General features: G+C 72.1%; 9 protein-coding genes. 5 read left to right on the top strand and 4 right to left on the bottom strand.

The window, feature by feature from the left end; translation table 11 throughout:
* The first annotated feature begins 134 nt into the window (after positions 1-134).
* From ACFYP0_RS23205 to ACFYP0_RS23185, 5 genes are all read left to right on the top strand, one after another.
* Positions 135-1,049, top strand: coding sequence for an ABC transporter ATP-binding protein (locus ACFYP0_RS23205; RefSeq protein ID WP_091406315.1), 915 nt, complete (start codon positions 135-137; stop codon positions 1,047-1,049).
* Positions 1,042-1,947 (top strand): ABC transporter permease, encoded by a 906-nt coding sequence (locus tag ACFYP0_RS23200; RefSeq protein ID WP_124854023.1) that lies wholly within the window; start codon positions 1,042-1,044, stop codon positions 1,945-1,947. Before ACFYP0_RS23205 ends, ACFYP0_RS23200 begins: the two co-directional genes overlap by 8 nt.
* Positions 1,947-2,858 carry an ABC transporter ATP-binding protein gene (locus ACFYP0_RS23195; RefSeq protein WP_091406310.1) on the top strand — a complete coding sequence of 304 codons (912 nt, stop codon included), beginning with the start codon at positions 1,947-1,949 and terminating at the stop codon, positions 2,856-2,858. The genes ACFYP0_RS23200 and ACFYP0_RS23195 overlap by 1 nt, the downstream gene beginning before the upstream one ends.
* A 1-nt stretch (position 2,859) precedes the next feature.
* The gene (locus tag ACFYP0_RS23190) at positions 2,860-3,570 is read left to right on the top strand and encodes an ABC transporter permease subunit (protein WP_112583758.1); all 711 of its coding nucleotides are present in this window, start codon (positions 2,860-2,862) and stop codon (positions 3,568-3,570) included.
* Between the two features lie 93 nt (positions 3,571-3,663).
* Entirely contained in the window at positions 3,664-4,308 is a 645-nt protein-coding gene (locus ACFYP0_RS23185; RefSeq protein ID WP_124854022.1) for a hypothetical protein, read from the top strand.
* 44 nt (positions 4,309-4,352) lie between these two features.
* Here the strand turns inward: ACFYP0_RS23185 and valS are convergent, their stop codons facing one another.
* From valS to ACFYP0_RS23165, 4 genes are all read right to left on the bottom strand, one after another.
* On the bottom strand, positions 4,353-6,971 hold the full coding sequence (valS, locus tag ACFYP0_RS23180; protein WP_386997555.1) for a valine--tRNA ligase: 2,619 nt from the start codon (positions 6,969-6,971) through the stop codon (positions 4,353-4,355).
* Between the two features lie 157 nt (positions 6,972-7,128).
* Positions 7,129-8,697: a trypsin-like serine protease gene (locus tag ACFYP0_RS23175; RefSeq protein WP_355494610.1), complete on the bottom strand. Its 1,569-nt coding sequence runs from the start codon at positions 8,695-8,697 to the stop codon at positions 7,129-7,131.
* Between the two features lie 117 nt (positions 8,698-8,814).
* Entirely contained in the window at positions 8,815-10,695 is a 1,881-nt protein-coding gene (locus ACFYP0_RS23170; protein ID WP_355494609.1) for an ABC transporter ATP-binding protein, read from the bottom strand.
* Positions 10,692-12,548: an ABC transporter ATP-binding protein gene (locus ACFYP0_RS23165; RefSeq protein WP_386997553.1), complete on the bottom strand. Its 1,857-nt coding sequence runs from the start codon at positions 12,546-12,548 to the stop codon at positions 10,692-10,694. The genes ACFYP0_RS23170 and ACFYP0_RS23165 overlap by 4 nt, the downstream gene beginning before the upstream one ends.
* Positions 12,549-12,561 lie beyond the last annotated feature (13 nt).

Here is a 12,561-nt window from a genome sequence, read left to right as displayed (position 1 = left end):
GGCCGAACGCGGGACCGGCGGAAACGGAGCGAGGGCCTTGGCGGGGGCCTTAGGGGTTCGGCGGGAAAAGGATCAGGGGAGTGCCGGGGGCGTGCCGGTGTCCCTGCTGGGCATCGACTCCCTACGCTGGGCGCGTGACACTGATCGCGACCCAGTCGCTCACCAAGACGTACGGAGGTCGGGTCACCGCGCTGGCCGACCTCACCGTCGCCGTCGAGCCCGGGATCATCGGCCTGGTGGGCGCGAACGGCGCCGGAAAATCCACGTTGATCAAGATCCTGCTCGGCCTGATCGCACCAACCAGCGGTCAGGTCTCGGTGCTCGGCATCGACCCGACCGCAGACCCGGCGGCTGTCCGCAACCGGGTCGGCTACATGCCGGAACACGACTGCCTCCCACCGGACCTGTCCGCCGCCGAACTGGTCACCCACCTTGGTCGAATGAGCGGCCTTCCTCGCACCGCGGCTCGCGAGCGTGCCTCGGAGGCGCTGCGGCACGTGGGGCTCTACGAAGAGCGCTATCGCCCGGTCGGTGGCTACTCGACCGGCATGAAGCAGCGCGTCAAGCTGGCCCAGGCGCTGGTGCACGACCCCGACCTGCTGTTGCTTGACGAACCGACCAACGGCCTGGACCCGGCCGGCCGCGACGCCATGCTGGCCCTGGTACACCGGATCGGCACCGAGTTCGGCATCTCCGTTCTGGTCTGTTCGCACCTGCTCGGCGAGGTGGAGCGGATCTGCGACACGCTGATCGCCATCGACGGCGGCCGGTTGCTGCGCGCCGACAACATCTCCGCGATGACCTCGGCCACCGACGTGCTCGCCGTGGAGGTCAGCGAGGGCACCGAGGAACTCGCCGCCCGACTCGCCGAGCTGAAACTGCCGGTGGCCCGGGACGGGCGACTGCTCCTCGTGCCGCTCGCCGACGACGGCACCTACGACCTGATCCTCGGTGCGGTCGCCGAACTGGACCTGCCACTGCACCGACTGGACCAGCGCCGGCACCGGGTGGCCGAACTCTTCGCCACGAGGGAGCTCACTCATGCCTGAGCCGTCCACCGCCGCCGTGCGTCCCACGCCGACCGGCGTCATCCACGACATCGGCTACCAACGCTACGAGGGTCCGAGGCTCGGCCGCCGACAGGTCTTCGGCGCGCTCTACCTGCACGGTCTGCGCACCGCGTTCGGTTTCGGGCGCAGCGCCAAAGCCAAGATCTTCCCGTGGCTGGTGGTCGGCATCGTCACCCTGGTCGCGGCGGCCCTGGCCGCGATCCGCAGCCAGATCGGCGAGCCGGTCGCCACGTACGCCCAGTTCGCCGACGCGATGAGCTGGCTGGTCATCTTCTTCGTCGCGGTCGTCGCCCCGGAGTTGGTCTCCCGGGATCTGCGCAGCGGCGTGCTGCCGCTGTACTTCTCCCGGCCGCTGCCGCGCGCCGACTACGCGTTGGCCAAGCTGCTGGCGCTGGTCACCGCGCTCTGGCTGCTGCTCGGCGGGCCGCAGCTGTTGATGTTCCTGGGTGCCGCGTTCACCACCAAGCAGGGCATGCGCGGAGTGTGGAACGAGCTGCTCGACCTGCTGCCCGGGCTGCTCTACGCCGGGCTGTGGGCGGTGGTCTTCGCCTCGGTCGGCCTGCTGGTCGCGTCGCTGACCGGCAAGCGCGCCTTCGCCGCCGGCGGCGTGGTCGCGGTCTTCCTGATGACCACCCCGATCGTGGGCGTGCTGAGCATCCTGCCGTCGCGCGCCGCCAACGAGCTGGCCGGGCTCGCCTCCCCCTCCACGCTGGTGCAGGGGGTGGGCATCTGGTCGCTGGGTGACCTGCTGGTCGAAGGCGATCCGGGCGAGATGATGATCGGCGGGTTCGGCCCGGTCTACGCCCTGGCCGCGGTGCTGCTGGTCGTCGGCGCGACCGCCCTCCTGCTGGCCCGCTACCGGAAGGTCGCCTCCTGATGAGCACGCTGAGCCTGACCGGGGTGTCCCGGTGGTACGGCAACGTGGTCGCGGTCAACGACATCAGCATGGCCCTCGGGCCGGGCGTGACCGGGCTGCTCGGCCCGAACGGCGCCGGTAAGACCACGCTGCTGCACATGATGGCCGGGTTCCTCGCCCCGTCGCGCGGCACGGTCACCCTCGACGACGAGCCGACCTGGCGCAATCCCGACGTCTACCGGCGGCTGGGGCTGGTCAGCGAGCGGGAGGCGGTGCAGGGTTTCCTCACCGCGTACGAGTTCGTGCTGGCCAGCGCGAAGCTGCACCGGCTGCCCGATCCGGCGGCTGCGGCCCGACGGGCGATTGATCTGGTGGAGCTGGAGTCGGCGCAGGACCGCCGGATCGGCACGTACTCCAAGGGCATGCGCCAGCGTGCCCGGGTGGCCGCCGCGCTGGTGCACGACCCGCAGGTGCTGCTGCTCGACGAGCCGTTCAACGGCATGGACCCGCGCCAGCGGCTGCACATGATGCAGCTGCTGCACACCCTGGGTGACGCCGGCCGGACGATCCTGTTCAGCTCGCACATCCTGGAGGAAGTCGAACAGGTCTCCGGGACGGTGCAGGTGATGGTGGCCGGTCGGTTGGCCGCCTCCGGCGACTTCCGGACCATCCGCCGGTTGATGACCAACCGCCCGCACGTCTTCGCGGTGCGCTCCACCGACGACCGGGCGCTGGCCGTCGCGCTGATCGCCGAGGCGTCGGTGAGTGGGGTCGAGTTGGACCCGACCGGTTTGACCGTGCGGGCCGGTGACTACGGCGCGTTCACCCGGGCGCTGCCCCGGATCGCGCTCAACAAAGGCATCCGGGTGCGACAGCTGGTGCCGTCCGACGAGTCCTTGGAGAGCGTCTTCTCCTACCTGGTGGAGGCCTGACATGTCGACCGTTACCTGGATCACCGCGCGCGGGTTGTTCGGCCGACGTCGGTTCCTGCTGCTGCTACCGCTGCCGTTGGTGCTGCTCGGGCTGGCCGTGCTCTGCCGGTCGCTGGGGGTGGACCCGGGCCAGTGGGGGCCGCCGGTGCTGGTCGGCCTCGGGCTGGCCGTGGTGCTGCCGGTGGTTGCGCTGATCATCGGCACGGGCGTGCTGGGCGCCGAGATCGACGACGGCACTGTGGTGCACATCCTGACCAAGCCGCTGCCGCGCTGGCAGATCGTGCTGCCGAAGCTCGCGGTGGCCGCCGGGGTCACCGCGGTCACCGTGGCGGTGCCGCTCTACGTCGCGGGCGTGCTCGCCGATTCGGTACGCCTCGGACTGGCACTGGCGGTCGCGGCGGCGCTCGGCGCGCTGGCGTACTCGGCGTTGTTCCTCGCGCTCAGCCTGGTCACCAGGCGGCCGGTGCTGCTCGGGCTGGTCTACGTGCTGATCTGGGAGGGGCTGCTGGGCAATTTCGTCAGCGGCACCAAGGTGCTCTCCATCCAGCAGTACGTGATCGCCCTCGCCGACCGGATCGCCCCCACCGGGCTGCTGGAGACCAGCGTGTCGGTGCCGGTGGCGTCGGTGATGACCGCGCTGGTCAGCGTCGGCTTCACAGTGCTCGCCATCGACCGCCTGCGCTCGTTCAGCGTGGCCGGCGAGACGAGCTGACGACGGTGCGAGACGCTGTTCCGGCCAGCCCCCGCGCGGCGGTAGGGCTGGCCGGATGGACCGGCCGGGCCACCTCGGGCCAGGCTGGTGGGCGTGAGCGTCGAAGCGGAGCGGACGTCGTTGGCTGAGCCATACTCCCGGAGCAGCCGGCCGTGGCTGACCAGCCTGGCCGTCGCCGGGCTGGCCTGTGCCACGGTCGCCACGGCGGCTCAGGGCAGCGGTCAGTTCCACTGGTGGGCGGTGTTCATCCTGATTCCGGCCGCGTTGATCGCGGCCAGCGGTGGGCCGTTGCTGGTTCGCGGCGGCGGCCGGGCCTTCGCCGGGTACATGCTCGCCTGCGTCGGCACGATGGTCTTCGCGGTCGGCGCGCTGCTGATGTTCGGCGTGATGGGGCGGGGTTGGCCGCTCATGGTGGTGCTGCCCTGCCTGGCGGTGGCCGGCACCTACGGCTGGCGCGCGGCCCACCCGTTGGCCCGGGGCCTGCACCGGGCGGTGGCCCTGCTCGCGCTGACCGGAGCGCTGCTCGGCCTGACTCTGCAACTGATCCGGGTGGCTCTGATCCATCTGGACACCGGTTGGTGGGGCGCGTTCCTGATGCTGGCCGGGGCCATCGTGTTGGGCAACGCGGGCGAGTTGACCCGGCACCGGATGCCGTACCGCCTCCAGGCGATCACCCTGCTGGTGGGGCCCGCCGTGATCGCGTTCCTGCTCGGGCTGCGCTTCCTGCGCGGCTGGTGACCCGCCGGTCCGCCGCCGCCCGAGCAGGCGGCGGCGGACCCGGGTCAGAAGGCGCAGGCGATGACCAACTCCGGGGTACGGTCCGGGAGCAGGTCGAGTTTGCCGATCCGGCCCGCCGCCCGTAGGTCGTCGGCGACCAGCGCGAGCTGCTCCAGCAGGGCCGCGGGGCCGAGCGCCTCCGCCAACGGCACCTCAGCCTTCATCGACAACTTCCGCTCCGACTTGGCCCGTCGCACCTGGCTCAACGCGTCACCGGCGAGCCGCAGCAGCGCCGGCTCACCCGAGCCCTCGATCGTCCGGGCCACCTCGTGGGTGGTGGGCCACGGCGCCTTGTGCACCGAGCCGTACCGCCACCACGACCAGACCTCCTCGGTCACGTACGGCAGCACCGGGGCGAACAACCGCAGCTGCACCGACAGTGCCGAGGCCAACGCCGCCCGCGCGGAGTCGGCCGCCGCGCCGGTGCCGTAGGCGCGCTCCTTGACCAGCTCGATGTAGTCGTCGCAGAACCGCCAGAAGAACGCCTCGGTGACCTGCAAGGCCGCCGTGTGGTCGTACGAGTCGAAGGCGGTGCCCGCGGCGGTGACCACGGTGGCCAGCTCGGCGAGCATGGCCCGGTCCAGTGGGGTGGTGGCCGACTGCTCCAGGTCGCGGCGTGGCGTCAGACGCGCCGAGCTGGAGTTGTCGTACGACGCGCGCAACGCGTCCGCCGCGCCCAGTCCGAGCGCGAACTTGGACGCGTTGAGCAGCTTGGTGGCCAGTCGCCGGCCGACCTTGATCTGCGCCGGGTCGAAGGCCAGGTCCATGCCGGGCTTGCCGCTGGCCGCCCAGTAGCGCACCGCGTCCGAGCCGTGCTGCTCCAACAGAGCCAGCGGGGTGACCACGTTCCCCTTGGACTTGGCCATCTTCTTGTGGTCGGGGTCGAGGATCCAGCCCGAGAGCACGGTGTCCCGCCAGGGCAGCACCCCGTGCTCGAAGTGCGAACGGACGACGGTGTCGAAGAGCCAGGTGCGGATGATCTCCTGCCCCTGCGGGCGGAGGTCCATCGGGAAGACCCGGGCGAACAGGTCCGGGTCGGTCTCCCAGCCACCGACGATCTGCGGGGTCACCGAGGACGTGGCCCAGGTGTCCAGCACGTCCGGGTCGCCGATGAAGCCGCCCGCTCGGCCGCGTTGCGACTCGTCGTAACCGGGCGCCGGATCGCTGGATGGATCGACCGGCAGCGCGGACTCGTCCGGCGTGAGAGGGTGGGACCAGTCCGGCTCGCCAGTGTCGTCGAGCCGGTACCACACCGGCACCGGCACGCCGAAGAAGCGTTGACGGCTGACCAGCCAGTCCCCGTTGAGGCCGCCCACCCAGTTGTCGTAGCGGTGTTTCATGTGCCCCGGCACCCAGTGCAGCTGCTCGCCCCTGCCCAGCAGCGTGGTTCGCAGCGCCTCGTCCCGGCCGCCGTTGCGCAGATACCACTGTCGAGTCGAGACGATCTCCAGTGGCCGGTCGCCGCGTTCGTAGAACTTGACCGGGTGGGTGATCGGGCGCGGCTCGCCGATCAGATCACCGGCGTCGGCCAGCATCCCGACGATCTCCCGGCGGGCGCCGTTGACGGTCTGCCCGGCCAGCGCCGCGTACGGCTGCGCCGGCACCCCGTGCGGCGGCTCGGGGAGCAACCGACCGTCCCGGCCGATCACCACCCGGGTGTCCAACCCCAGCTCACGCCACCAGGTCACGTCGGTCAGGTCACCGAAGGTGCAGACCATCGCGACGCCGGTGCCCTTGCCGGGTTCGGCGAGGGGATGGGCGTACACGGGCACCTCGACGTCGAACAGCGGGCTGCGCACCGTGCCGCCCACCAGGCCGGCGTACCGCTCGTCGTCGGGGTGGCAGACCAGCGCCACACAGGCCGGCAACAGCTCGGGCCGGGTGGTGTCGATGAGCACCTCACGCCCGTCGGCGGCGGTGAACCGCAACCGGTGGTAGGCGCCGGGGCGCTCCCGGTCCTCCAACTCCGCCTGGGCGACCGCGGTGGCGAAGCCGACGTCCCAGAGGGTCGGCGCCTCCGACTGGTACGCCTCGCCGCGGCGCAGGTTGCGGACGAACGCCCGTTGGCTGGTGGTCCGGGCGATCCGACCGATCGTCGTGTACGTCAGGGACCAGTCCACCGAGAGCCCGAGCCGCCGCCACAGCGCCTCGAAGGCCTGCTCGTCGGTGACCGTCAGCCGTTCGCACAGCTCGATGAAGTTGCGCCGGGAGATCGGGGTGGGGTCGCGGCGGGCCGCGTCGTCGACCGGAGCCGCCGGTGGTCGCCACACCGGGTCGTACGGCAGTGCCGGATCGCAGCGCACCCCGTACACGTTCTGCGCCCGACGCTCGGTGGGCAGCCCGTTGTCGTCCCAGCCCATCGGGTAGAAGACGGCCTTGCCGCGCATCCGCTGGTACCGGGCGGTGGTGTCGGTGTGCGTGTACGAGAAGACGTGCCCCATGTGCAACTCGCCCGATACGGTCGGCGGCGGGGTGTCGATCGAGTACACGTCGCTCCGCTGCTTCGAGCGGTCGAACGCGTACGTGCCTTCCTCCTGCCAGCGGCGTGCCCAGCTCTCCTCGAGCCCGTCCAGTGTCGGACGCTCGGGAACGCCGGCGCGGGCCGTCCTCGCCGTATCGGTCATCCTGCGATCGTAGGCAGCGGCCAACGGCCGGACCACGGGTTAACCGGTGCGCCACGAGAATTCGTGCCGGATGTCGGCCGGCGCGGGGGCAACCACCGACGAGGTGTTCCGGTCGACCGCTGGTGGGCCGACCGGCTGGTGCCGGTCGGCCCTCCCGTCAACGGGCGACCGGGCCGGCCGCCGGGCCGGACGTGGCCAGCCGGACCCGCAGCTTCCCGCCGCTGCGGGCGTTGACCCGTTCCAGGATCGTGGAGATCGGGGCGTAGGAGTTCCGCTCGTTGGGGTTGGTGCAGGCGCCCTGCCCCGGGTCGCCGTTCGAGAGGATGCCCAGCGCCTTGCCGTCGGCCTCGGTGAACAGCGGCCCGCCGCTGTCTCCCGGCCGGGCGCAGATCCGCACGTCGATGCCGCCGCTGCTCTTGCCGGTGATCTCCCCGCACCGGGTGCCCGGCACGTAGCCGGCGCCAGCGCCGGAGTCGACGTACTGTTCACCGGCCTTCGGGGTGTACGCCGCGCCGGTCGCGCAGACGACCCAACCGCTCTGAATGTCGCTCCACGGCACGTAGCCGGTGATCCGCACGTCCCGGCTGCCGCTGGTGGCGCATCGCGGGTTGTCCGCGACGCACCAGTAGTTGACCAGGCTGGGTGTGCTCTTGGCCCCCCGCGGATACGTCCACTGGGGCAGGGCCCCAGGCTGGTACGGCATGATCGCGTAGTCGTACGGGTAGGCGTTCTCGGCCAGGTCCGGGTTCGGCGCCTCCACTGTCACGGGCACCTTCGGGCCGAGGAACTGATGCCAGGTCCGGTCGACCTGCTGGTGCCGTCCGCCGACGACGCAGTGCCCCGCGGTCAGCACGTACGCGTCGCGCACTCCGACGGTGAGGTTGAAGCCGGTGGTGCAGCCGCCGACGGTGCCGTCGTCGCGCGGCACGTCCAGGCGGATGCCGCCGCGCATCGGCGCCTGCGGGCAGTAGCGCGGGTCGCACGCCTTCGGCACGTTGGTCGCGGGGGTCCGGACCTGGGTCCGGGTCGGCACGCCGGCGGCGCGGCGCGCCTCGGCCAGCCGCGGGTCGTCCGCCGTGATCTGGTCGCCGGTGAGCACCACGATCTCGTTGGCCCGCGGATCCACCACGACATCCGAGCCGGGTGACGCGTCGAGCGTGACGGCGATGGCGGCTGCGGCCTCGGCGAGCTGACCCAGGGCGTGCCGCACGGCGACCACCCGGACGTTCACCGGGTCCGTCACCTCGGCCACGGCCGCCCGCACCGCCGCGACGTCGGTCGCTCCGACGGTGAGCACGCCGCCGGCCTCCTGGTCGAGCCACATGCCGCCGTACGAGCGCGGGACCTGCTCGGTCAGCCGCGCGGCGAGGGGCGCGGACATTTCCTGGAGGGCGAGCCGCCGGGCCGCCTCGGTCGCGGAGATCCGGTAGCGGTCGAGCAGGTACGCGACGGACTCGGGCGCGGCCTGAGCGATCGCCTGGGCCGGTCGGACGCGCACCGGGCCGGAGGTGGCATTCGGCTCCGTCTTCTGCTCCGTCTGCGGCCCGGGCGCGACGCCACCGGAGGCGGTTGCGCCGGGTGCTGCGCTGGCTCCGCTGGTTGTCGCGCTGCCCAGCCTTTCCTCAGCCGCTGCCGCGGTGGTCGACGGGCGGTCGGCTCCGTCTCCTCTGGTCACCGCGACGGCGGCCCCGATCAGACCGAAGACCGTCAGCCCAGCCACGATCATGCGTCCCCGTGTGTGCACCCCGTACCCTCCCCGTGCGTTCGGTGGTGCCGGCCGGAAGGATCCGGCCGTCGTTGGCGGCCTCACCGCGCGGGTGCGGCCGACGAGCGGTGATTGTAGCTAGACCAGTGACTCCCGCCACTGCCGATGCAGGGCGGCGTACCGGCCGTCGGCCTCCGCGAGCACGGCGGGTGGGCCGTCCTCGACGACCCTTCCGCCGTCGAGGACGAGCACCCGGTCGGCGGTCTCCACTGTGGAAAGCCGATGGGCGATCACCAGTGCGGTGCGGTCGCGCAGGATGGTGCCGAGTGCCCGCTGCACCAGACGTTCCGTCGGCACGTCCAGCGACGACGTCGCCTCGTCCAGGATGAGCACCGTCGGGTCGGCCAGGAACGCGCGGGCGAACGCGACCAGCTGCCGCTGCCCGGCGGAGAGCCGGCCGCCACGCCGGTGCACCTGGGTGGCGTACCCCTCGGGTAGTGCGGCGATGAAGTCGTGCGCGCCGATCGCCCGCGCGGCGGCCTGGACGGCGGCGTCGTCGGCCCCCGGGCAACCGAACCGGATGTTCTCCGCGACGGTCCCGCTGAACAGGTGGTTCTCCTGCGTCACCAGCACCACCGCGCGGCGCAGGTCGGCGTCGCGTACGTCGCGCAGATCGACCCCGTCCAACCGGACCGCGCCGGTGTCGGGGTCGTGGAAACGGGCGACCAGCTTCGCGATCGTCGACTTACCCGCCCCGGTCGGGCCGATCAACGCCACGGTCTGCCCGGCCGGCACGGTCAACTCCAGCCGGCAGAGAATCGGGGTGCCGGCCCGGTAGCCGAAGCCGACCGAGCGGAAGGTCACTTCACCACGGCCGGGACCGGTCGGCAGCGGTGTGGGCCGGGTCGGTTCGGCGACGGCCGGTCGTTCGTCGAGCACCCCGGCCAGCTTCTCCAGTGCGGCGGTGGCCGACTGCAACGAGTTGTAGAACTGGCTCAGCTCCTGCATCGGCTCGAAGAAGCGACGCAGATAGAGCAGGAACGCGGCGAGCACACCGATCCCGGTCTGCCCGCCGAGCACCCGCCAACCGCCGTAGCAGAGCACCACAGCCACTGTGACGTTGCCGATCAGCTTGATCGCGGGCGAATACGTGGCGATCAGCCGGAACGCGTGCAGGCTGCTCCGCCGGTAGTCGTCGCCGAGCGCCGCGAAGATCCGTTGGTTGCGAGGCTCCCGGCGGAACGCCTGCACGGCCCGGATGCCCCGCATCGACTCGACGAAGTGCACGATGACCAGCGCGACCGCGTCCCGGGTCCGTCGGTACGCGCTGGCCGACGACCGGGCGAACCAGCGGGAGAGCGAGAACAGGAAAGGGAAGGCGAACAGCGTCACGGCCGCCAGCGGCAGGTCCAGCCAGAGCAGGATGGCGGCCACCGACAGGATCGAGAGCCCGGCCAGCACCAGGCTGTCGATCCCACCGTCGACCAGTTCGGCGATCGAGTCCAGGTCGCTGGTGAGCCGGGAGACCATCCGACCGGACGTGTACCGCTCGTGGAAGCCCACCGAGAGCCGCAGGAAGTGCCCGAACACCCGCTGCCGCAGGTCGAGCAGAACGGCCTGGCCGATCCGGGCGGAGAGGGTGAGGAAGCCGCGGCGGGCCGCGTACTCGGTGACCGAGGCCACCGCGAACGCCCCGGCGACGGCGACCAGTGGGCCGGCGTCGCCGGCCCGCAACGGCGGGATGGCCCGGTCGATGCCGATCATGACCAGGTACGGGCCGGCCATCGCGGCGGCGTTCTGGGCCAGCAGCAGGGCGACCGCAACGGCGAGACGCCTCCGATGTGGGCGGAGCAGACCGCCCAGCAGGATGCGGCTGAGCCGGCGCAGCCGGGCCACCGCCTCGGGGCTGGTGTCCTCGGCTCGACTGCGGTCAGCCTCCGGGTCGGTGGCGGTTCCGCGCCAGCGGGTGAGCTCGGGCTCCTCCTCGGGAGGTGGGTCGGCCTGCTCCGGCACGCTCACGAACGCACCAGCCCCCACCCGTCCGAAGGGGACGAACTCGGGCCGCTGGCCCCGGCCGGCGGTGGATGCCCGGCGGGCGGCTCGGCGGCGAGCAGTGCCCGGTACGCCGGAACGGTGGCCAGCAGGTCGGAGTGCCGGCCGGTCGCGGTGATCCGTCCGTCCTCCAGCAGGGCGACCCGGTCGGCCAGCGCGATCGTCGACGGCCGGTGCACCACCAGCAGCGCGGTGCTGTCGCGCAGGACCCGCCGTAGCGCCGCTTCGACCAGCGCCTCGGTGTGCACGTCGAGAGCGGAGAGCGGGTCGTCCAGCACCAGCACCGCCGGTCGACCGAGCACGGCCCGCGCCAGCGCCAGCCGTTGCCGTTGCCCGCCGGAGAGGGACAACCCCTGCTCGCCCACCCGGGTCGCCAAACCCCACGGCAGGTCGTACGCGAAGTCGGCCTGGGCCAGCGCGAGGGCCGCGCGGATCTCGTCGTCGCCGGCGTCCGGGCGACCCAGGGTGAGGTTTTCCCGCACCGACATGGAGAAGAGGGTGGGCTCCTCGAACGCCACGCCGACCAGCCGCCGCAGCGAGGCCAGCCGCAGCTCGCGCAGGTCGTGCCCGTCCAGGGTGATCCGGCCGGCGGTCACGTCGTGCAGCCGGGGCACCAGGGAGAGCAGCGTGCTCTTGCCGGAGCCGGTGGCGCCGACCAGGGCCAGCGTCTCGCCCGGCTCGATGGTCAGGTCGATCTCGCGCAGCACCCCCGTGGCGGCGCCCGGATAGCTGAACGCGACCCGCTCGAAGCGCAGCCGACCGTGCACCGCGTCGCGCGGCAACGCGACCGCGCCGGGAGAATCCACGATCTCCGGTGGAGTGTCCAGCACCTCCTGGATCCGGTCGGCGGCGGTGGCCGCCTCCTGACCGTTGGCGATGATCCAACCCAGCGACTGCACCGGCCAGATGAGCATCAGTTGGAGACTGACGAACGCGACCAGCTCGCCGATCGTGAGCGCGCCCTGCGCGGCGGCGGCCGCTCCGGCCGCCAGCACCACGCCAAGGGTCACGTTGGGCACCAGGTCGAGCAGCGCCGCGGTGTTCGCCAGCAGCCGTCCCTTGTCGACGCCCGTGTCGTGCAACCGCCGAGCCGCACCGGCGAAGCGAGCGGCCAGCTCGGGCCCCCGCCCGTACGCCTTCATGGTGCGCAGGCCCTGCGCGGTCTCTTCGACCAGCGTCGCCACGTCGCCCTGCTGATCCTGCATCCGGCGGGACGCGGCGTGGTAGTGCCGGCCGAACCGCCGACTGATCAGCAGCAGCGGCACCGCGCTGGCCGCGACCAGCACCCCGAGCGCCGGGTGCAGGTTGATCAGCAGCACCACCACGACCACGTACGTGGTCAGGTTGAGCACCAGGAAGAACACGCCGAAGGAGAGGAACCGGCGGATCACCGACAGGTCGCTGGTGATCCGGGAGAGCAACTGGCCGGACTGCCAGCGGTCGTGGAAGCTGGTCGGCAGCCGTTGCAGGTGGGCGTAGACGTCGGCGCGCAGCGCCGCCTCCATGCCCACCGCCGAGGACGACTGCACCCACCGACGGATGAAGATGAGCACCGCCTCGACGACGCCGAGCAGCAGCGCCAGGCCGCCGAGTTGGAGCAGCCCGGCCGTTTCGTGTCGGGCCACCGGCCCGTCCACGACCCGCTGCACGACCAGTGGTACGGCGATCCCGGCTGCGGTGCCGGCGAGGCCCGCGACGAGCAGCCAGGCGAATTCGACGGCGTACGGGCGCAGGTAGGGGCGCAGCCGCCAGAGGTTGTGCACGGGGTGGGTGCCCGCGGCGGCCCGGGCGGCCGGGTCGCCGTCGCTCTCCACAGGCACTACCCGACGGTAG

Source organism: Micromonospora arida, assembly GCF_042873195.1.
Lineage (GTDB): Bacteria > Actinomycetota > Actinomycetes > Mycobacteriales > Micromonosporaceae > Micromonospora > Micromonospora arida.
Note: the sequence above shows the minus strand (reverse complement) of the source record. Positions and strands in the feature narration are given on the sequence as shown.

Bases quoted from the DNA above. Each gene is read 5' to 3' on its own strand.
- ACFYP0_RS23200 (WP_124854023.1), top strand. From the start codon at position 1,042: ATGCCTGAGCCGTCCACCGCCGCCGTGCGTCCCACGCCGACCGGCGTC.
- ACFYP0_RS23195 (WP_091406310.1), top strand. From the start codon at position 1,947: ATGAGCACGCTGAGCCTGACCGGGGTGTCCCGGTGGTACGGCAACGTG.
- ACFYP0_RS23190 (WP_112583758.1), top strand. From the start codon at position 2,860: ATGTCGACCGTTACCTGGATCACCGCGCGCGGGTTGTTCGGCCGACGT.
- valS (WP_386997555.1), bottom strand. From the start codon at position 6,971: ATGACCGATACGGCGAGGACGGCCCGCGCCGGCGTTCCCGAGCGTCCG.
- ACFYP0_RS23175 (WP_355494610.1), bottom strand. From the start codon at position 8,697: ATGATCGTGGCTGGGCTGACGGTCTTCGGTCTGATCGGGGCCGCCGTC.